Here is a 20,683-nt window from a genome sequence, read left to right on the forward strand (position 1 = left end):
AGGAGCATTGCTTTTTTTCAGACGGACTTGTGGATATCTTCAATCAACCGTTTAAAATCACATTTGCCGAAACTCCCCACGCAGGTATTATCCTGTTCGGGTGTAAAGGGTATTTCTCAGCCGCTCGGTTTGAAAGCAGCACCCCTGTTTCTTTATTAACGAAAAATTAAACCATGCAGACGGTTTTTTGTAAAGCGGCGTTTTCGCATTTTCTGTCAAAAACGCTTGACAGCGATTCCGTCTTTCCGTATAGTTACAACTTCTGACGCGGGATGGAGCAGCATGGTAGCTCGTCGGGCTCATAACCCGAAGGTCGTAGGTTCGAATCCTGCTCCCGCAACCAAATATAAAAATCCCCTGCAATCGCAGGGGATTTTACTTTATGTAGCATTTATTGTTGATTGGATTGATTGAAAGGCCGTCTGAACTATTGTGTTTCAGACGGCCTTTTTTATTGGCCGATGTCATCGGCGGTTAATTTACTTTTGTCTTTTATTTTGAGTTTGTGTTTTTCAGACGGCCTATTGTTGCTCCGGATCGGTATCGTTGCGCAGGTATTCTTTCAAGCGTTGCAACTCTTTTTTGTCCAACCATTTATTGCGCGAACGTTGCAACAGGATCACCAATGCGGCGATTTCGTTACGCATATTGGTACTGAGCCAGAGGAAGCCTTGCCAGTCGTAATGCAGGCGGGCAGCCGGTTTGCTTAGTTCGGTATTGAGCGAAGTATCGATGCGGATGCGGCGGGCGTAATGGCCTTTGATGAGGCGGACGGTCAGGCGCAGTTCGCGTTGGAGTTGGTTGAAGTGGCGGTCGAGCAGGCGGATTTCGCTTTCGTTGAGCGTGGGCGCGCGCAGTTTGGCGGCGGTGGTCAGGAGCAGCTCGGTGGTGGTGACGATTTTGCGGTGGGCATGTTGCATGGCTTCCATCATATTGTTGCTGATGTGGCTTTCGCCGGATGTTGCGGCCAGATGGCTGCGGCTTTTGACCATGCGAGCGTTGATTTTGCGCATTTTAATCATGTTTTGCTCCAAACGCTCACGGGTCATGCGCTTGCCGTTGCTGATTTCGGCAATCATTTTGGCGCAGTCGGTGAGGTTGTCGGCAAGCATGAAGCGCCACATGAGTGTGGAGCGCAGGGGCAGGAGTTTGGCGGCGGCAATGGCGATGGCGGCACCAATCAAAACGTTCATGGCGCGCATCAGGCCGCTGTCGAGCCAATGGTGGCTGCTGTCGCCGATGAGCATACACATGGTCAAACCGGCAAGCATGGCGACATAGCCGTTTTTGCCGACTGCAGACCAACCGGCCACTGCGCTGGCGGCACCGATAATTAGATAGAAGAAAACGCCGTCTTGCAAATAATGCTGGTTCAACCATAAAACGGCCAAACCGACGCCCAAACCGATGGCCGTGCCGAGCATGCGTTCGACTGCTTTGGAGTAAATCGCGCCTTGGAATTGCAGCATGCCGAGGACTACAAAGACGGTCATGCCGATCCACTCGCCGTGTTGCAGGTGGAAGACTTTGGCCAACAGGGTGGAAAACACGATTGCCAAGCCGAGGCGGAAGGCGTGGATATGGCGGCGATAGCGGTAGCGCTCGTAGGCGTTGAGCCAACGTTCGGAAAAATGGAGGCGTTCGGATTGGGCAGGCATGTTGTGAAACGTATGGGTATGTGGGGATGTAAATTATAACTGATTGGTAAAGCAGATGAAATTTGAACTGCTCCCAAACGGTTTGTCCTATTGCAGAATTTCTCTGCCGCAAGCGGATATAATGGCGGCTTTGAATCAGATAGGCGGTGAAGAAATGGCAACGATTTTAAGCGCAGGCGTGGACGAAGCGGGACGCGGCCCTTTGGTCGGCAGCGTATTTGCGGCGGCAGTGATTTTGCCGGAACATTTTGATTTGCCGGGTTTGACCGATTCAAAAAAACTGAGCGAAAAAAAGCGCGATATGTTGGCGCAGATGATTAAGGAACAGGCGGTTGCGTGGAATATTGCCTTTGCCGACCCCGACGAAATCCTGCAACTGAACATCCTGCACGCAACCATGGCAGCGATGAAGCGAGCAGTCGAGGGGCTGTCGGTCACTCCCGACAAAGTGTGGATAGACGGCAACCGCGTGCCGAAAGATTTGAATGTCCCTGCCGAAGCCGTGGTCAAAGGCGACAGCAAAATCATCGAGATTTCCGCCGCTTCGGTTTTGGCCAAAACCGCGCGTGATGCGGAAATGTATGAATTGGCGAAACGCTACCCACAATACGGGTTTGACCGCCACAAAGGTTATGGCACGGCGCAACATTTGGCCGCATTGAAACAATACGGCGTATTGCCGGAACACCGCCGCGATTTCGCACCGGTCAAAACCTTATTGGCACAAGGCAATCTGTTTGAAGAATGAAAGCATAGCAAAAGGCCGTCTGAAAGATTTCAGACGGCTTTGTTTTTGGAAAAGTATTATTTCAACGTAGCCAAACACTCTTTAATCAATTCAGGGCCGCGATAAATCAAACCGCTGTACACCTGAACCGCACTGGCACCCAAGCGGATTTTTTCTGCCGCGTCCGCGCCGTTCATGATGCCGCCGACGCCGATAATTGGCAGCTTGCCGTCAATGCGTTCCGCCAAAAGTTTCAACACCTGATTGCTTTTCTCGCGTACGGGCAAGCCGCTCAAGCCGCCTTGTTCGCCTGCGAGCGGATGGCTGCCCAAGCTTGATTTGTCGATGGTCGTGTTGGTGGCGATGATGCCGTCCATTTCTACGGATTTGACCACATGGGCGATGTCGTCGATTTGCGCTTCGTCCAAATCCGGCGCGATTTTGACCGCCAGCGGCACATATTTGCCATGCGCGGCCGCCAGTTGCGCCTGTTTGTTTTTTAAGGCCTCCAACAATGCGCTCAACTCGTCGCCGCCCTGCAAGGCGCGCAGGTTTTTCGTATTGGGGGAGGAAATATTGACCGTGATGTAGCTTGCGTGGGCGTAGGCTTTTTCCAAGCAAATCAGATAATCGTCGGCCGCGTTTTCAATCGGCGTAACGGCATTTTTACCGATGTTGATGCCTAAAATGCCTTTAAAGCGGCTGTTTTCAATGTTGCGGATCATCGCGTCGATGCCGTGGTTGTTGAAACCCATGCGGTTGATGATGCCTTGGTGTTCGGGAACGCGGAAAAGGCGCGGCTGCGGATTGCCCGGCTGCGGCTTGGGCGTTACCGTGCCGATTTCGACAAAGCCGAAACCCAAAGCGGCAAACGCATCGATACACTCGCCGTTTTTGTCCAAACCTGCCGCCAAGCCGACCGGATTGGGCAGCTGCAAACCCATCAGCTCGGTTGGCCGAGTGTGGCTGTCCACTTTGGGCAGCAGGCCGAGTTTTTCGATAGAACGCAAACTGTTGAGCGTGAAATGATGGGCCTTTTCTGCATCGAAACGGAACAGGATGGGGCGGACGAGTGAATACATGGCGGCGGCTTTCTGAACGGTTGATGAATTTGGCGTTATTTTACCTGAAACCGTCAAACTGCCCCAAACGTCTGTATCGATATGATTTTATTGTTTGGCGTCAAATGAAAATAAATAGGGCTTTTGCGTGTAATCGGATAGTTCATTAAAATGGTAAGAGAGAGGCTTTTCAGACGGCCTGATGGATGTATCAAAAGGCCGTCTGAAAAGTTTTGATTTGATTGTTTACCTGATACAGGAAGATTTTTATGAAACAGGCGGTTGATCCTTATGCGAGTTTCCGTGAACTGACGCTGCGGGGGATGATACTCGGCGCGTTGATTACGGTGATTTTTACGGCATCCAATGTGTATTTGGGCTTGAAGGTGGGCTTGACTTTTGCGTCTTCGATTCCGGCTGCGGTGATTTCGATGGCGGTTTTGAAGTTTTTTAAAGGCAGCAATATTCTGGAAAATAATATGGTGCAGACCCAGGCTTCGGCCGCGGGTACGCTCTCCAGTATTATTTTTATTTTGCCGGGTTTGCTGATGGCCGGTTATTGGGCGGGCTTTCCGTTTTGGCAGACTACGCTGCTGTGTATGTCCGGCGGTATTTTGGGCGTGATTTTCACTGTGCCTTTGCGTTATGCGATGGTGGTGAAGAGCGATTTGCCTTATCCGGAAGGCGTGGCGGCGGCTGAGATTTTGAAGGTCGGCGACCATGATGCGGACCAACAGGAAGGCGGCAGCGGTATCAAGGAATTGGTGTCGGGCGGCGCATTGGCCGGTTTGATGAGCTTTTGCGCAAGCGGTTTGCGCGTGGTGGCGGACAGCGCGAGCTTTTGGTTTAAAGGCGGTGCTTCGGTGTTCCAAGTGCCGATGGGCTTTTCTTTGGCTTTGCTGGGCGCGGGCTATTTGGTCGGCCTGACCGGCGGTATCGCGATTTTGCTGGGTATTTCGATCGCCTGGGGCGTGGCCGTGCCTTATTTGTCGGCGCATATTCCGCAACCTGCCGATATGGAGATGATTCCTTTTGCGATGTCTTTGTGGAAGGAAAAAGTCCGTTTTATCGGCGCGGGTACGATTGGTATCGCGGCTATTTGGACGCTGTTGACTTTGATGAAACCGATGGTCGAGGGTATGCGCCTGTCTTTCCGCAATTTCGGCGGTGCGCAGATGACCGAGCGCACGGAACAGGATTTGTCGCCTAAGGCGATGATTGCCTGGGTGTTGGCGATGATGCTGGTGTTGGGCGTGTCTTTCTTCCACTTTATCGGCGACTCGCATATCTCCGGCGGTTTGGCTTGGCTGTTGGTGGTTGTATGTACGCTGCTGGCTTCGATTATCGGCTTTTTGGTGGCCGCGGCTTGCGGTTATATGGCCGGTTTGGTCGGTTCGTCTTCCAGCCCGATTTCGGGTGTGGGCATCGTCTCTATCGTCATTATTTCGCTGGTGTTGCTGCTGGTCGGCGAATCCGGCGGCTTGATGGCTGATGAGGCAAACCGCAAATTCCTGCTGGCGTTGACGCTGTTTTGCGGCGCGTCTGTGATTTGTGTGGCTTCGATTTCCAATGACAACCTGCAGGATTTGAAAACGGGTTATCTGGTCAAAGCGACGCCTTGGAAACAGCAGGTTGCGTTGATTGTCGGCTGCGTTGTCGGTGCATTGGTGATTTCGCCTGTGTTGGAGCTTTTGTATGAAGCCTACGGCTTTACCGGCGCGATGCCGCGTGAAGGCATGGATGCTGCCCAAGCCCTTGCTGCGCCTCAGGCAACTTTGATGACCACCATCGCCCAAGGTATTTTCTCGCACAATCTGCAATGGGATTATATTTTCACCGGCGTGGCCATCGGCGTGGCGTTGATTGCGGTCGATTTCACATTGCGCAAATCCTCCGGCGGCAAGCGTGCTTTGCCGGTATTGGCCGTGGGCATGGGCATTTACTTGCCGCCGTCTGTGAATATGCCGATTGTGATTGGTGCGGTATTGGCGGCGGTGTTGAAATCCGTCATCGCCAGCCGTCAAGAAAACCGTGAAGGCCGTCTGAAAAATGCGGAACGTATCGGTACGCTGTTCTCCGCCGGTTTGATTGTCGGCGAGAGTCTGATCGGTGTGATTATGGCGTTTATCATTGCCTTCTCCGTAACCAACGGCGGTTCGGATGCGCCTTTGGCCCTGAACTTGGAAAACTGGGATACGGCCGCCAAATTGCTGGGCTTGGCGTTTTTTGTTTTCGGTATGTTCGTGTTTGCACGCCGCGTATTGAAAGCAGGACGTTAAGTTTGTAGGTTGAGAAAAGGCCGTCTGAAACCCAAAAAATTGGGGTTTAAGACGGCCTTTTTAGTGGAAATTTGTTTGGAATGATTTTAGGAAGGTTGGGTATAATTATTGCGGGGCTGGTAGCAAAAAAGCCCCATGGCAGTGGGGCTTTGTGCTGAAACCGCCCTAGAAAGGATGGTTTCAATCATGAAACATACCACTCGCACGGGTCGTTCATGGCTGAGACTGCGGACAGTCGTTAGGATTATCTTAACCCTGTTCCTGCTCTTAGTCAATTAAACGGCTGAAAACAAAAAACTGTTTTTCAGTTTCCGCCTGTTTGTCATGAACGGGCGGTTTTTTATTGTTTAACGCTGATTCAAACAATCTGCAATCGCTTTGGCAATTTTGGCACTGGCGCCTTGGTGTTGCGAAATGAATTGTTCGGTGTGGCTGATCAGCTGTTGGCGCAGCGTTTCGTCGTCGAGATATTGGCACGTGGTTCTGTACCAGGCTTCGGCGGTTTCGACGCGGACGGCGGCTTTGGCTTCGACTGCACCTTTGCAGGCTTGGGCAAAGTTGTAGTTGGAGTAGCCGAAGAGGGTGGGGACGCGGCAGGAGATGGGTTCGATGATGTTTTGGCAGCCGGCATCAACGAGGCTGCCGCCGACGAAGGCAATGTCTGCGCTGAGGTAGTAGGCGGCAAGTTCGCCCATGCTGTCGCCTATCCAAACCTGTGTATCGGGGGAAACGGGTTGTCCGTCGCTGCGTTTTTGCACGGTATAACCAAGCGATTTGGCGGTATCGTAGGCCGTCTGAAAATTTTCAGGGTGGCGCGGGACGATGACCAGCAAGGCATTGCCGCGGTAGCCCTGCCATGCTTTGAGGAGCAGCTCGGCTTCGTCTGTGCCTTTGTACACGCGCGTGCTGGCGCAGACGACGACGGCTCGTGCGCCGATGCGTTCTTTAAAGGCGGCGGCAAGTGGACGCAGGTCGTCGGGGGGCGCGATGTCGTATTTGGTGTTGCCGCAGACGTGGACGTTGGATGCGCCGATGAGGTGCAGGCGTTCGGCATCGGCGGCGGTTTGGGCAAAGCAGCCGGAGAGGGTCTGCATGGCAGGCTCGACCAGCTTGCGGATTTTGAGGTAGCCGCGTTGGGATTTTTCGGAGAGGCGCGCGTTGGCCAAAAAGAGGGGAATGCCTGCTTCTTGGCAGCCGTGCATCAGGTTAGGCCAGATTTCGGTTTCCATCAAAATGCCGCAGATGGGGCGGTGTTCGGCTAAAAATCGAGCGACCCATTCGGATTTGTCGTAGGGCAGGTAACGGCATTGCGCATCGGGGAACAGGGATTGCGCGGTGGCGCGTCCGGTCGGCGTCATTTGGGTAATCAAAAACGGCGAGTCGGGAAAATGGCGGCGCAATGCCTGGACTAAAGGTTCGGCCGCACGCGTTTCACCGACGGATACGGCGTGTATCCAAATCGGGCGTTGTACGGGATTGGGATACGCCTGCCCGAAACGCTCGCCCCAATGCTCGAGATAGGCTGGGGATTTGAGGGCGCGGCGGCGCAGGTGGCGGCGGATCAGGAAGGGGGCGAGGTGCCACAGCGTGGCGTAAAGGCGGCGTATCATGCTTACGGGTCTTGTGTCGGAATAGGCCTATTTTATCGGAAACTGAAACGGAAGATATAGCTTTGATGCGTGTTTTACGCAAAGGAAACAGGCCGTCTGAAAGGTTTCAGACGGCCTTTGATGCAGGCATAAACGCGTTTACTTCACTTGCGCCATGTATTTTTTCAGACGGCCTTTGCTCTGCATGGCGCGGTTTTCCATTTCATCGACAACGGCTTGCGCTTTGGCTTTGTTCACCGGTTTGCCGACCTGAATCACGCCGCTCATGTTCATCATGCGGTGTGGCGGGCAGGTATAGACATACACGCCTTCTTTGTCGAGTTTGAGGGTGAAGTCTTTACCGTCTTCGGAGAGGAAGTCGGCAACGCCGTCGGGCAGGGCTTTGCTTTGTACCCAGTGGCCGCTGTTGGCGGCTTTGAAGGTAACAGTATCGCCGACTTTGGCGTTGACGTAGCCGGGTTCGAACACCATGCTGCCGTCTTTGCCGTTGTCGAGCATTTTGACTTCGTGGTTGGCGGCGTATGCGCTAAGGGAAGCGGTCAGCATCAGGAGGAAGAGGGATTTTTTCATGGAGAAAGTCCTTTCTAAGGATAAAAAATATGGGGCGGGCTGATGAGTCGGAGAGGCAAGCCTTGGGCTTACCGCCCTCTCCCTAACCCTCTCCCGCAGGAGAGGGTTAGGGAGTTTGCAGGCCGGATGCTCAAATCCGACATTTGCAGGAGCGGTTAAGTTACGCACTCTTCCGCATCGGGCGGATAACGGGCAGGCCTTTGCTGTCGTACAAAAGCTCGATGTCCACTTTGTACAATCTGCCGATCATGTCCGCCTGTAACACGTCCTGCGGCGCGCCCTGCGCCTGTACTTTGCCTTCGCCGAGCAGAATCACGCCGTCTGAAAACTGCGCGGCGAGGCTCAAATCGTGCAAGACCATCAGCGTAACCAGATTGTGTTCGTGCGTGTATTGCACCACGCGCTCCAAGAGGTTCAACTGGTGGTGCATATCCAGCGCGCTGACCGGTTCGTCCAGCATCAGGATTTCGGGACGGCGCAGCATGACTTGGGCAAACATCACAAGCTGCCGCTGTCCGCCGGAAAGCCGCATGACGTCGCGGTGGGCCAGATGGCCGATGCCCAGCTCCGCCATGATACTTGCGGCTTCGTGCAGTAGCTCGTCGCCGACGTGCATGTGCAGCGCGTCCATGCGGCCGAGCAACACGACTTCCAGCGCGGTCAGCGAGGCTTCGGCGGCGGTGTCCTGTGGCATATAGCCTATGCGTTTGCGCCAGCTTTGCAGGTGGATTTTGCTCAACACTTCGTCGCCGTAGCGGATGGTGCCTTTGTGCGCGACTTCGCCGAAAATCGTTTTCATCAGCGAGGATTTGCCCGTACCGTTGGGGCCGAGCACGGAATAGACTTTGCCTTGTTCCAGCGTCAAATCGATATTGTCGGCGACCACATAATCGCCGCGCCGGATGTATACGTTTTCAAGTTTCAACATTTCAGACGGCCTATCGTTTCGTTAATACAATCCAGAAGAAGAACGGCACGCCGACAAACGACGTAACAATCCCCACCGGAAACAGCGCGCCCGGGATAATCACCTTGGACAACACGCTCGCCACCGACAAAAACGCCGCCCCCGCCAGCATCGCGCCGGGTAGGAAGAAACGCTGGTCTTCGCCCAAAAGAATCCGCGCCACATGTGGGGCAACCAGGCCGATAAAGCCGATGACGCCGACAAAACTGATGGCCGTCGCCGTCATTACCGCCACCAACACCAGCGTTTTCAGGCGAAAAAATTGCAGATTGATGCCCAGCCCGACGGCGCGTTCTTCGCCCAAGCGCAGCGCAGTCAGCTTCCACACATCGCGCGAAAGCAGAAACACGCATACCGCCGTAACCGCCGCCGTAACGATGACTGTTTCCCAAGTCGCCTTGGTCAGGCTGCCGAACAGCCAAAACAGAATCTGCTGCGAAATCTCAGGCGCGGCGATAAATTGAATCAGCGATAAAATCGACTGAAACAGGAACAACAGCGCAATCCCCACCAGCACCAACATCGCCGAGTTGAAGCGGCGTGCCGAGGCAAACAGAAACAAGATGCCCGAAGCCAGCATGGTCATCACAAACGCACCGATGGGAACGGCGACCGTTTCAGGCAGCCCGAAACCACCGAACGCAATCACCGCCGACGCGCCCAAACCCGCCGCCGCCGCCAAGCCCAGCGTATAAGGGCTGGCCATCGGGTTGTTCAGGAGCGTTTGAATTTCCGCACCGCCGACACCTAAAGCCGCGCCGACCACCAAGGCCATCACCGCAATCGGCAGGCGCAAATCCATCACAATCAGGCGGTTCATTTCATCGACTTCGGGTTTGCCCAGCAAAACATTGACCACTTCGCCGACGGGCAGCGTGTCCGTCATCGCAGGGCCGGTGGCGATGTCGAATAGGAAACTGACCGCCGCGATGACTAAAAACATCAACACAATCAACCAACGCTTGCCTTCCAACTTGCGCTGGTTTTTCACAATCTCGGCGACAACCGAATCATTCATGTTTCAAACCTTTAAAAAAGAGTGTTGTGAAAGGGGAGAAACAGGTTTGCCTTTTTCTTCCGCAAAAATTTCAGACGGCCTTCCTATTTAAAAGGCCGTCTGAAAATCTAAACTACCTTATTGTCCTTTCGGATAGAGGTAGAACGTACCATTTGGTACAACAGGCAGGTTTTGGCGGTAGAAGTCCAGATAGGTCTTCTCAGGGTTGAAATCCTTAAACAACTGCGGATAAATCGCTTTGGCCATAAACTGAATCGATGCGCTGTCGGACAGCGTGCGCGAGTTAGCGTGGTAGGCGGCGTAGAGGCGGTTATTTTTAATCGCAGGCAGGTTTGCCCAGCCGGCGCGTTTGGCAAAGCCTGCCAAGCGTTTTTCCGCTTCGGCTTTTGGAATGCCCCAGCCCATCACCATGGCGGCAGGGTTTTTCTTCAATTCGGTTTCGCGGCCGGTAATCACGATCACGTCGGGTTTGGCGGCGAGGACTTTTTCAGGATTGATCGGGCCGTAGAATTCGACCGAAGAAGCGGCGATATTGTTGCCGCCGACCAGTGTCGCCATCGAACCCCACATGCTCTTGCCGAAGGTAACGCTGTGTTCGGCAGGGCCTTTGTTGCCGAACTCGATATAGACTTTAGGCTTGGGCAGGTTGGCTTTTTTCACGCGCGCTTGGATGGTGTCGGCAACGCGTTTGTAGTCTGCCGCCAGTTTGTCGGCTTTTTGCTGCTGGCCGGTCAGCGTGCCGATGAGCTTGGTCGATTGAACGTGTTTGGCCACTGTTTGCGCGTTGTAGTCCAACACGACGATGGGGATGCCGGCTTTGTTGATGCGGTCGAGATCGGAACCCAAAGCCTTGTATTGCCATTCGGCCAAAACCAGCAAATCGGGTTTCAGCGCCAATACTTTCTCAATCGAGAAAGTGCCGACTTCCACTTCGCCCACGTCGGTCAGCTGATTCAGTTTAGGCACGGCTTTGCTGAATGCCGCCCAGCTTGGCGGCGCCCAGTCGGCCCAAACTGCTTTGGAGAAACCGACGACGTTGTCCAGCGCGGTTTTACCGCCGATGGCCATGTAGTCTTGGTAGTAGAAGCCCAACACCACGCGCTTGGCAGGCAGGTCGACAGTTACCTTACGGCCGAGGATATCGGTCAGCTGAACGGGTTTGGCAAAAGCGGATACGGAGCCGACTGATAAAGCGGCGGCGGCAATCAAAGCAGAAAGTTGCGTAAATCTCATGAATCATTCCTTTAAAATATGATGATAATTACTATCTTTTTATAAATTTACAAGGTATTGAATATTTTTTCAAGTGAATGTAGGGATAGACATATTTTGAAATAAAAAGTTTCATCATTAAAACGAAGGGATAGTGTTTATATAGGGCTTGGGTGTACTGAAGACCTAGCAAAAAGGAATGATATGGGGTACCTAAAGCCATAGTGGGCAGTAGCTGGAATGGATCGGTAAAGGGTTTTTTATTGCAAAAAAATAAAAGGTATTCGGTTGAAAACAAGGCCGTCTGAAACCTTGCAATCAGGGTTCAGACGGCCTTTGGTGGAGGCATAAAAGTTTTATTTCACTTGCGCCCTATATTTTTCAGACGGCCTGTAAGCAGTGTTTGGGAAAAGTGGAAAAGGTTGGTTTTTGAAATGGCGAAATAGGGAAGAAGAGGGCTTGAGGGAGAATCGGGCATAAACTAAAAATGGGGACGAATAAAAAGGGCGTGTATCGAAATACGCCCTTTTTAGAGATTCAGACGGCCTGTGATTCCGCCTGTTCGCTTTGGTTGAGGATTTTAATCAGTTTTTCGGCTTTTTCCGGGTCTTCGCAGCGCAGGATTTTGGCGGCGTCGTTTTCAAGATGGCCGGTGTGGCTGTGCAGGATGATGTTTTTAACCGAAAGCAGGTTGTTGGGGTTCATGGAGAAGCGGCGCAGTCCCATGCCGAGCAACAGTCGGGTGAAGACGGTATCGCCGGCCATTTCGCCGCAGATGGACACGCCTTTTTCCATGCGGTTTGCGGTGCGGATAATGTGTTGCAGCGTTTTGAGGACGGCAGGGTGGCCGGGTTGGTAGAGGTGGCTGACGCTGTCGTCGCCGCGATCGACCGACAGGAGGTATTGAATCAGGTCGTTGGTGCCGATGGAAACGAAGTCGACGAGCTTGAGGATGCTGCCGACGGTCATGGCGGCGGACGGGATTTCAATCATGCAGCCGATGCTGACCGGGCCGAAGGTTTCGCCGCGTTCGGTCAGCTGGCGTTGGGCTGTGTCCAGATGGATAAGGCATTGGCGCACTTCGGAAATGGATGTAATCATCGGCCACATCATACGCACGGGGCCGTGGGCGGCGGCGCGGAGGATGGCGCGCATTTGGGTGCGGAACATGACCGGCTCGGCGAGGCACAGGCGGATGCCGGTCAGGCCGAGCGCGGGGTTGAGGCTGCCGTTGGGAGTGCTGTTTTGGCCGAACCAGCGCGGATTTTTATCGACACCCAAATCGACGGTGCGGATGGTGATGTTTTTGCCTTTGAGTTTTTTGACGATGCCGGCATAGACTTCGTATTGTTCGTCTTCGGTCGGCATGTTGTCGCGGTTGAGGTAGAGGAATTCGCTGCGGAACAGGCCGACGCCGTCTGCGCCGAAGTTGTGCAGGGCTTTGATGTCTTCGGCGGATTCGATGTTGGCGAGCAACTCAATGTTGATGCCGTCGGCCGTGGTGGCGGCGGTTTTTTTGATTTTGTTGAGTTCGCGCTTGTGGCTGCGGTATTCGCGGGCGAGGCGGCGGTATTCGTTGAGGACGACTTCGTCGGGATCGATGATGAGGACGCCGTTGATGCCGTCGACGATGACGATTTCGTTTTCGGTGATGAGTTTGCGAGCGTTGTGCAGGCCGATGACGGAAGGGATGTCGAGGCTGCGGCCCAAGATAGCGGTGTGGCTGGTCGGGCCGCCGGCATCGGTTACAAAGGCGGTGATGTGCTGCTCTTTGAACAATACGGTATCGGCAGGCGAGAGGTCGTGCGCGATGAGGACGGTGTCGTCAAACAGGTTGCCGGCGAGGTTGATTTCGTTGCTTTGGCCGACAAGGTTGTTGTGGATGCGGCGGACGACTTGGAGCATGTCCTGTTTGCGTTCGCGCAGGTAGTCGTCGTCGATGCTGTCGAACTGGGCGGCGAGCTTGTCGCTTTGCTGTTTCAATGCCCATTCGGCGTTGATTTTTTGCTCGCGCAAAATGTCGATGGGTTCGCGCGAGAGGGTAACGTCGGTCAGCAGCATCAGGTGCAGCGAGATGAATGCGCCCAATTCGGTCGGGGCGTTTTCGGGAATCGCGCCGCGCAGTTGTTCCAATTCTTTGCGCGTGGCTTTGATGGCGTTGTCGAAACGTGCAGCTTCGGCATCGAGTTTGTCGGGATCAATGTCGTATTGGGGGACTTCCGTTGTGCCGCGCGTGATGAGGTGGGCGTGGCCGATGGCAATGCCTTTGCCCGCGGCTACACCGTGTAGGACGATGCTCATTATTCGCCCTCGCCGAAGTAGTCGTTGATGAGGTCGGTCAACGCTTGCATGGCGGCGGCTTCGTCTGCGCCTTCTGTTTCCAGCTCAATCACGGTGCCTTTGGCGGCGGCCAGCATCATCAGACCCATGATGCTTTTGCCGTTGACGCGGTTGCCGTTTTTGGTGACCCAGACTTCGCTTTGGAATTGGGAGGCGGTTTGGGTGAATTTGCTGGAGGCGCGCGCGTGCAGGCCGAGTTTGTTGATGATTTCGATTTCTTGTTTGAGCATGAATGTCCCCTAAATGTAATGTTCGTAAAGTGAATGTTTTCAGACGGCCTTAGCCGTGTTCTTTGCACACCAGGTCTTCAGGTGCGGATGTAATGGCGAAAATGCCCCGGATGGCGGCTTCTTTGACGGTTTCGGTGAAGTCGGAGAGGTTTTCGGCTTGTGATGAGTATTGGATGGCTTTAATCATCATCGGGGCGTTGAGGCCGGTCAGGATGGCGGATTTGTTTTCGCGCACCAGCCGGCGTGCGGCGTTGCACGGGGTTGCGCCGAAGATGTCGGTCATGATCAGCACGCCGCGGTTGTCGGGAAATTCCTGCAACGCGGCGATGGCGTTGTTGATGATGTCGTTTTGATCTTCGTCGGGCTGTACGCCGAGGATGTGGAGATTTTCGGGGAAGCCGTTGGGAAAGAAATGGTCAGCCAAACCGCGATAGGCTTCACCTATGGTTTCATGTGTAATGATTAACAAACCTATCATGATGTGTTCCTAGTATTGGGGTTGAGGCCGTCTGAAGATTTTTCAGACGGCCTTTGTTTTATTTATTGTTTAAGGCGTAGATTTCGCCGAGGTTGCGCCAGCAGCCGGCGGCGTCCATACCGTAGCCGAAGACGTAGCGGTTGGGCACGTCCAAACCGACATAATCGGCTTTGGTTGGTTTTTCTTTGTCGATCAGTTTGTTGGCAAACACGGCCGCACGGCAGCTTGCTGCGCCCATTTCCAACAGTTTTTCCTGAATGGCGGCCATGGTGTGACCTTCATCCAAGATGTCGTCCAAAACGACTACATGGCGGCCTTTGATTTGCTCGGGGTCGGGCATGCGTTTCCAGTTGAACGCTCCGCCTGCGAGCTTGTCACCGTAGCGTGAAACGTGGACGTAGTCAAAGTCCAAAGGAAAGCGCAACAGCGGCAATAACTGTCCTGTAAACACCACCGCGCCACCCATTACAGGCAGGAGCAGGGGGTATTTGTCGCCCAAGTCGCGGGTAATGTCGTCGGCAACTTTTTGCAAGGCCGCGCGGCATTGTTCTTGGCCAAACAGCAAGTCGGCATTGTCCAGCATGGCTTGGGTGTCAAGGCGTTTGGTTTCTAAGTCGGTCATGATAGGTCGTGTTGAGTGCGGTTAAAAACAAATTATATAGCGGATTCAATCAATTTTCGATATAAGGCGCGGCAATAGTGTAGTGAAAGTGAAGGGAATTTGAGCAGACTACGTTCAGACGGCCTTTTGCCCTTCCGCTTCGTCCACCAGCAAAAATGCCGTTAAAGCCAAAGCGGTCAATACCGCCGTCAACACCATCGCCCGTCCGTAATTGTCCGCACCGGCGCGTCCGAGATAATCGTAAATCAAGGTGGTCAGCGTCTGCCATTCGGGACGCGACAGGAACAATGTGGCCGCAAATTCGCCGATACACGTTGCCGAAGCCAAAGTCAGACCGCGCCGCAAGGCCGGTTTCAATAAAGGCGCGGTTACATAACAGGCCGTCTGAAAACCGTTTGCGCCCATGGTGCGCGCCGCCGCCGCGTAATCTTTGGGCAAACCGTCCCATGCAGTCAGTACGTCTTTGGCCACAAACGGATACGCCAACAGCGCGTAAGTTGCCGTCAGCAGCCACAGCGAAGCCGTCCACTGCGGATAGAGCAACAATACGCCGAACGCAATGCACACGGGCGACACCATAAACGGCAAAAACATCAGCGCGCGCAACCACGCCATTTGCCGTGCCGCCGCCGCATACAGTACGCCCAATACTGTCGCCGCCGCCACGGCTGCCGCAGAGAAACGGATGGTGTTCCACACCGCCACCCAAGTCTGCGCTTCAAACAAAACCGCCCACGAAGAGCCAGCCGATACTGCCTTGAGCCACACCGCCGCCAAAGGTAGCAGGCAGCATACTGCCAACATGGCCAATACCGTTGCCGTCAGCCATTTTTCCCAAGCCCATATCGGCGCACGCGGAGGCAAAGGCGAGACCGACTTATCCACAGCCACGCGTTTGCTCCAATACGCATACAAACCGCCTGCTGCCGTCGTAACCGCCAGCACCAGCCACACCAACACCGACGCACGCGCCATGTCCAACTCATACGCCACCAGCCGGTAGATTTCCACTTCCACTGTTGCAAAACGTTCGCCGCCGAGCAGTAAGGCCAGTCCGAAGCCTGAAAAACAATATAAAAACACCAGGCACGCGCCGCCGGCAACCCACGCACGCACCACCGGCCATTCGACCCAGACAAACCGCCTCCACGCGTCCGCGCCCAAAGATTGCGCCGACAGCAACCGCGCCTGCGGCACACGCACAAATCCCTGATACGCCGAGCGCACCAAAACCGGCAGGTTGAAAAACACGTTGCCGTAAATCAGCAGCCACGGCGTGTCCTGCCAACCTGCCGCCAGCATGCCGTGTGCGCCAAATAAGGCCAGCACGCCCATGCCCGCCACTAAAGTCGGCATCACAAAAGGCAGCATCAGCAGGCGCAAAACCGTGCGCCGTCCGGCAAAGTCCATCCGCGCCAGCACCCACGCCGCAGGCACGCCCAAAGCAGTGACCAAAACGCAGGTCAAAACCGCCTGCGCCACCGTCCAGCCCAAGCGCAGGCGCATATAGTCATCAGCCACCACTTCTGCCCAAGCGCCTTCGCCGTCGTAAAACGCCAACGACAGCAAAGGCGCGGCCACCATGACTGCCAAGAAACCCAAAGGCAGAAGCAACAGCGCAAACCGCCGAATCCAAACCTGCATCGATGCGTACCCGAGAATAAAAACGCCTATTTTAGCCCGAGTTTGGCATAGAAGGTGGTATTCCTGCCCTTGTTTTCAGACGGCCCGGGCAGCCTGACGGATAAAACCGCCGTTTCTTCAAATTTTCCAAACATTTACGAAATCTCTTCAAAAAGGCAACATAATTGTTTGGGCATTTTTGTTACAATGCCGCCGATTCAAAAAACCAAACAAATCAAAAACAAGGAAACATTATGACTGCTACACGCCCACAAACCTACGATGCCGTCGCGCGCGCGTTGCACTGGCTGACCGTACTCGGTTTCATCGGCATCCTCTCCACCATTACCGTTTGGACCATCTACGATGGCGAAGAATGGGTCAAATCGCTCTTCGGCGTGCATAAATCCATCGGTTTCATCACGCTGCTGGTAATTGCCGTGCGCATTGTTTGGGCTTTGCTCAATGCGTCCAAACGTCCTGCCGCCGACAGCTTTGCCGCCAAAGCAGGCCACCTTGCCCTTTACGTCCTCATGCTCGCCGTTCCCGTTATCGGCATGATCCGCCAATACGGCGGCGGCCGCGGCCCGTTGAAAGTATTTGGTGTCGAAGTGATGCAGGGTTCGCCTGAAAAAATCGAATGGATGTCCAACCTCGGCAATATGGCGCACGGCAAACTCGGCTGGCTGCTCTTCGCGCTTGTCGCCGGCCACATTGTCATGGTTGTCGTCCACCGCATTCAAGGCCACGACGTTTTGTACCGTATGATCGGCCGCCGTTCTTAAGTGTAAAACGGTAAACAGCCAAGGCCGTCTGAAAACAGTTTGACCAAGCAAAACTGTTTTCAGACGGCCTTTTTGTATTTGTGTTAATCTGCAAAAGTAGGTCAGGCATTTTGCCTGATGTTGTCCAAATACTGTAAACCGTACCGAGAAACACCATGACTGCTCCCATTCTCGCCATCACCTCCGGCGAACCGGCCGGCATCGGCCCCGACATCTGCCTTGATTTGGCTTTCGCCGACCTTCCTTGCCGCCCCGTTGTTTTGTGCGACAAAAACCTGTTGGCGCAAAGGGCCGAACAGCTCGGCAAATCCGTCGTCCTGCGCGACTTTCAAGCCCAAGCGGCCGATCCGTTGCCCAAGGGCGAACTTGAAGTCCTGCATATTCCTTTAGATGCTGAGTGTCGGGCGGGCGAACTCAATCCTGCCAATGCCGCGTATGTGCTCCGGCTGCTGGATACAGCGTATCAAGGCATTTCAGACGGCCTGTTTGCCGGTATGGTGACCGCGCCGCTGCATAAAGGCATCATCAACGATGCCCACGCAGGCAACGGCTTTTTCAGCGGCCATACCGAATACCTCGCCGAAAAAAGCCATACCGAACAAGTCGTCATGATGCTGACCGGCGGTGGCCTGCGTGTGGCATTGGTGACCACCCATCTGCCGCTGAAAGACATTTCCGCCGCTATCACGAAGCCTTTAATCGAGTCGGTTGTCCGCATTCTTGAACACGACCTGCGCCATAAGTTCGGCATAGCCAAACCGGTCATCCTCGTTACCGGCCTCAATCCCCACGCCGGCGAAGGCGGCCATTTGGGACACGAAGAAATCGATACCATTATTCCGGCACTTCATGCCCTGAAGACCGAAGGCATAGACGCGCGCGGCCCTTATCCGGCCGATACCGTGTTCCAACCCTTCTTGCTCAAAGATGCCGATGCCGTCCTTGCCATGTATCACGATCAAGGACTGCCGGTGCTCAAATACGCCGGTTTCGGCGAAGGCGTGAACATCACCCTCGGCCTACCCTTTATCCGTACCTCTGTCGATCATGGCACGGCCTTGAGCTTGGCCGGTACGGGCAAAGCCGATTCCGGCAGCCTGATTACCGCCGTCCGCGCCGCGCTTGATATGGCGCACAATATGCAGAAACAGGCCGTCTGAAGCGTGAAGGTTTGATCGTTTGTCGGCGTAAAGTGTTCCTGTAAGAGCATCATCAGGAAATATTTGCCTGCTGATTTGATGAGGTTGATGAGTGTTTGGACAATAATCAGCGTTTTATTTTAAAAACCATATTAAAAGGCCGTCTGAAACCCCGATATTTAGGGTTTCAGACGGCCTTTCAGTTTTTTGGTTTACCAAATTTCAGACAAAGTTTCTTTGACTTTGGCCTTCACTTCCGTACCAAAGCGGCGGCTGAGCATTTTGCTGAAATCGTCTTGCGGCGTGTAGTTGACCAGATTGGGGGCTTTGACGACATCGCGGGCGACGCTGTAAATGCTGCCGAAGTCGTCAATCAGGCCGACCTGTTTGGCTTCTTTGCCGGTGTAGATGCGTCCGCTGAAAACATCGGGATACTGTTTGTCTTTCAACCTTGCGCCGCGGCCGAGTTTGACGGCTTTGATAAATTCTTGGTGGATATCGCCCAACATGGTTTCCCAGATTTGGGTTTGTGCCGGTGTTTCAGGCGTGAAAGGGTCGCCCATGCCTTTGTTGCTGCCGGCGGCTCTCAGACGGCGTTTGACACCGGCTTTGTCCATCAGGCCGGTAAAATCGAAACCGCCGCCGATCACGCCGATGCTGCCGACAATGCTGGAAGGGTCGGCGTAAATTTTGTCGGCTGCGGCGGCAATGTAGTAGCAGCCGGAAGCGCACATGTCTTCGGCAACGAGGTAAACAGGGATGTCTTTGTGTTCGGCTTTGAGGCGGCGGACTTCGTTAAAGGCTATGCTGGACACGACAGGCGAACCGCCAGGGCTGTTGGCGCGAATGATGATGGCTTTGGCGTTGCCGTTGTTGTAGGCGGCTTCCATACTGTCGCGCAGGATTTGGACTTGGTCGTCGATGTCGTTGCCGATTTCGCCGGTCAGGTCGATAACGGCGGTGTGTTCGCTGCGAGCTTGGATGCTCGTGGTTTTTCCATCTTCTTCCGCGAGGCCGAAGATCAGGCTGAGGAAGATAAGGACGGCGACGCCGCGCCAGATATTGCGCCAAATACGGGCGCGGCGTTGTTCTTGGTAGGCGGCGAGAAGGACTTCGCGCAGGGTGTTGCGCTCCCAGTTGTCGACGGGTGTGGAGGCTAAAGAGGGTGTGTTTTGGGCATCGCCTTCACGGTGGATTCGGTATTGCATGATGTGATGTGCTTTCTTGTAGGCCATCTGAATGTTCAGACGGCCTTATCGGTTTTAGTTGATGGAATAGCCGCGCAGGTATTGCGTACGTTCGCGGGTCATGCGGGTTTCACACTGCAGGCGCAGGTATTCTGCTTGTGCGGCGTTGTCTGCGGACGCGGCGGCTTGTTGGCAGTTGAGTTTTTTGCTTTGAATCCAGGCGCGTTGTTCGCCGAGGATTTGTTGTTTGACATCGCTGTCTAAGCCGCCCCAGAGGTCGTTGATCTCGCCGTCTGCCTGACGGTTTTGCGCACGCGCGTTGTCGAGTTCGCTTTGGCTGAGGCCGGGCGGCTCGTTGCGCGGAGTTTCACGGTCAGGGTGCAGGACTTCGTAGTCTGAATCGTCGTCATCATCGGTCAAACCGACGGCTTGGCTGGCGGCGTTGTTTTCAAGGATGTCTTGCGGATTGACAGTCGGCGGTTCTTCCGTGTTTTGGTTTTGCAGCAGCTTGATGGCCTGCTCTTTAGATACTGGTTTGCCATCTATCATGACGATGCTTTTTACGCCGTAGGGCAGCAGGGTGGCGGAAAGGGTTTGGGCGGTGGAACTCAGGGTATTGTCTTCGAAAACCGGTTTGCCGTCTTTGTCGGGGGTATAGAGCAGGGTGGTGCTAAACGTGTTGTTTTCAAAGGTCAGGTTGCTGCCCATCAGTTTTTGTTCGAGCATGTCGGACAACGGGGTGCTGCCGTAAATCAGCGGGCTGTTGTCTATGGCCGTCTTGAGGATGGTGTCAGGAATGCGGATTTTGAGGTTGGCACGGCAGATGGCTTTGCCGTCGTCTTCGGTTTCTTTGGGGTCTTCAAGCAGGGTTTCTAATTCGAGGCCGGCGGCGATGATTTTGTCGGCATCGACGAATTGGCGGTTGTCATTGCGGGCAAAGGAGCGCGCTTGTTGTTTGAGGGTGTCTTCGATGGTGGTACGGATGTTTTGCAGTGTGGCCGGTTGGGCGCAATCAAGTGCGGCTTTGGGCTCTTCTTTGCTGCATGCGGCAAGAAGAATCGTGCTTAAAATCAATACGGAAGCGGTTTTTTTGTACATGGGTACTCCTGAAGATGACGGCCTTTCAGACGGCCTGACGTGCTTATCATAACAAAAGCACTTGCAGCAAGTAAATGCG

General features: G+C 54.2%; 18 protein-coding genes, 1 tRNA gene and 1 riboswitch. Of the genes, 5 read left to right on the forward strand and 14 right to left on the reverse strand.

The features are described 5' to 3' along the window. Nucleotides 1-56: 56 nt before the first annotated feature. Nucleotides 57-156: riboswitch (TPP riboswitch) on the reverse strand. 110 nt (nucleotides 157-266) lie between these two features. Beyond that, nucleotides 267-343 (forward strand) — tRNA-Met (locus tag ACTHTS_RS05685). A 178-nt stretch (nucleotides 344-521) separates the two neighbouring features. Here the strand turns inward: ACTHTS_RS05685 and ACTHTS_RS05690 are convergent. After that, entirely contained in the window at nucleotides 522-1,658 is a 1,137-nt protein-coding gene (locus ACTHTS_RS05690) for an FUSC family protein (protein ID WP_440369477.1), read from the reverse strand. Between the two features lie 154 nt (nucleotides 1,659-1,812). On the opposite strand from ACTHTS_RS05690, the gene rnhB reads away from it, so the two are divergent. Further along, entirely contained in the window at nucleotides 1,813-2,406 is a 594-nt protein-coding gene (gene rnhB / locus ACTHTS_RS05695) for a ribonuclease HII (protein ID WP_440369478.1), read from the forward strand. Between the two features lie 56 nt (nucleotides 2,407-2,462). Here rnhB and ACTHTS_RS05700 read toward each other — a convergent pair whose 3' ends face one another. Beyond that, the gene (locus ACTHTS_RS05700) at nucleotides 2,463-3,467 is read right to left on the reverse strand and encodes a quinone-dependent dihydroorotate dehydrogenase (protein ID WP_440369479.1); all 1,005 of its coding nucleotides are present in this window, start codon (nucleotides 3,465-3,467) and stop codon (nucleotides 2,463-2,465) included. A gap of 248 nt (nucleotides 3,468-3,715) precedes the next feature. Between ACTHTS_RS05700 and ACTHTS_RS05705 the strand changes: the two genes are divergently transcribed. Continuing rightward, nucleotides 3,716-5,725 carry an OPT family oligopeptide transporter gene (locus tag ACTHTS_RS05705; protein ID WP_440369480.1) on the forward strand — a complete coding sequence of 670 codons (2,010 nt, stop codon included), beginning with the start codon at nucleotides 3,716-3,718 and terminating at the stop codon, nucleotides 5,723-5,725. A gap of 347 nt (nucleotides 5,726-6,072) precedes the next feature. Here ACTHTS_RS05705 and waaA read toward each other — a convergent pair whose 3' ends face one another. From waaA to ACTHTS_RS05755, 10 genes are all read right to left on the reverse strand, one after another. Then, a complete protein-coding gene (waaA, locus tag ACTHTS_RS05710; RefSeq protein ID WP_440369481.1) occupies nucleotides 6,073-7,335 on the reverse strand; it encodes a lipid IV(A) 3-deoxy-D-manno-octulosonic acid transferase in 1,263 nt (420 codons plus the stop codon). 138 nt (nucleotides 7,336-7,473) lie between these two features. After that, the gene (locus tag ACTHTS_RS05715; RefSeq protein ID WP_070590107.1) at nucleotides 7,474-7,905 is read right to left on the reverse strand and encodes a plastocyanin/azurin family copper-binding protein; all 432 of its coding nucleotides are present in this window, start codon (nucleotides 7,903-7,905) and stop codon (nucleotides 7,474-7,476) included. A 160-nt stretch (nucleotides 7,906-8,065) separates the two neighbouring features. Next, a complete protein-coding gene (locus ACTHTS_RS05720; RefSeq protein WP_440369482.1) occupies nucleotides 8,066-8,833 on the reverse strand; it encodes an ABC transporter ATP-binding protein in 768 nt (255 codons plus the stop codon). Between the two features lie 10 nt (nucleotides 8,834-8,843). Beyond that, on the reverse strand, nucleotides 8,844-9,890 hold the full coding sequence (locus ACTHTS_RS05725; protein ID WP_440369483.1) for a FecCD family ABC transporter permease: 1,047 nt from the start codon (nucleotides 9,888-9,890) through the stop codon (nucleotides 8,844-8,846). Nucleotides 9,891-10,007: 117 nt separating this feature from the next. Further along, entirely contained in the window at nucleotides 10,008-11,123 is a 1,116-nt protein-coding gene (locus tag ACTHTS_RS05730; RefSeq protein WP_188212850.1) for an ABC transporter substrate-binding protein, read from the reverse strand. 516 nt (nucleotides 11,124-11,639) lie between these two features. Further along, nucleotides 11,640-13,403, reverse strand: coding sequence for a phosphoenolpyruvate--protein phosphotransferase (gene ptsP, locus ACTHTS_RS05735; protein WP_440369484.1), 1,764 nt, complete (start codon nucleotides 13,401-13,403; stop codon nucleotides 11,640-11,642). Next, the gene (locus ACTHTS_RS05740) at nucleotides 13,403-13,672 is read right to left on the reverse strand and encodes an HPr family phosphocarrier protein (RefSeq protein ID WP_003683718.1); all 270 of its coding nucleotides are present in this window, start codon (nucleotides 13,670-13,672) and stop codon (nucleotides 13,403-13,405) included. The genes ptsP and ACTHTS_RS05740 overlap by 1 nt, the downstream gene beginning before the upstream one ends. Nucleotides 13,673-13,721: 49 nt before the next feature. Then, nucleotides 13,722-14,150, reverse strand: a complete 429-nt coding sequence (locus tag ACTHTS_RS05745) for a PTS sugar transporter subunit IIA (protein WP_049344952.1) — start codon at nucleotides 14,148-14,150, stop codon at nucleotides 13,722-13,724. Between the two features lie 58 nt (nucleotides 14,151-14,208). Further along, nucleotides 14,209-14,772, reverse strand: coding sequence for a hypoxanthine-guanine phosphoribosyltransferase (locus ACTHTS_RS05750; RefSeq protein WP_440369485.1), 564 nt, complete (start codon nucleotides 14,770-14,772; stop codon nucleotides 14,209-14,211). 114 nt (nucleotides 14,773-14,886) lie between these two features. Continuing rightward, entirely contained in the window at nucleotides 14,887-16,416 is a 1,530-nt protein-coding gene (locus tag ACTHTS_RS05755) for an ABC transporter permease (protein WP_440369486.1), read from the reverse strand. A 233-nt stretch (nucleotides 16,417-16,649) separates the two neighbouring features. Here ACTHTS_RS05755 and ACTHTS_RS05760 point away from each other — a divergent pair, with 233 nt between their 5' ends. Both ACTHTS_RS05760 and pdxA read left to right on the forward strand, forming a co-directional pair. Then, nucleotides 16,650-17,180: a cytochrome b gene (locus ACTHTS_RS05760; RefSeq protein ID WP_083297191.1), complete on the forward strand. Its 531-nt coding sequence runs from the start codon at nucleotides 16,650-16,652 to the stop codon at nucleotides 17,178-17,180. Between the two features lie 155 nt (nucleotides 17,181-17,335). Next, entirely contained in the window at nucleotides 17,336-18,340 is a 1,005-nt protein-coding gene (pdxA, locus tag ACTHTS_RS05765) for a 4-hydroxythreonine-4-phosphate dehydrogenase PdxA (RefSeq protein ID WP_440369487.1), read from the forward strand. 191 nt (nucleotides 18,341-18,531) lie between these two features. On the opposite strand, the gene ACTHTS_RS05770 is transcribed toward pdxA, so the two are convergent. Beyond that, nucleotides 18,532-19,527 carry a S49 family peptidase gene (locus tag ACTHTS_RS05770; RefSeq protein WP_440369488.1) on the reverse strand — a complete coding sequence of 332 codons (996 nt, stop codon included), beginning with the start codon at nucleotides 19,525-19,527 and terminating at the stop codon, nucleotides 18,532-18,534. A 54-nt stretch (nucleotides 19,528-19,581) separates the two neighbouring features. Beyond that, the gene (locus tag ACTHTS_RS05775; RefSeq protein WP_371491965.1) at nucleotides 19,582-20,604 is read right to left on the reverse strand and encodes a lysozyme inhibitor LprI family protein; all 1,023 of its coding nucleotides are present in this window, start codon (nucleotides 20,602-20,604) and stop codon (nucleotides 19,582-19,584) included. Nucleotides 20,605-20,683 lie beyond the last annotated feature (79 nt).

Source organism: Neisseria sp. P0019.S003 (assembly GCF_051957115.1).
In the GTDB taxonomy this organism is placed as follows: Bacteria; Pseudomonadota; Gammaproteobacteria; order Burkholderiales; family Neisseriaceae; genus Neisseria; species Neisseria flavescens_D.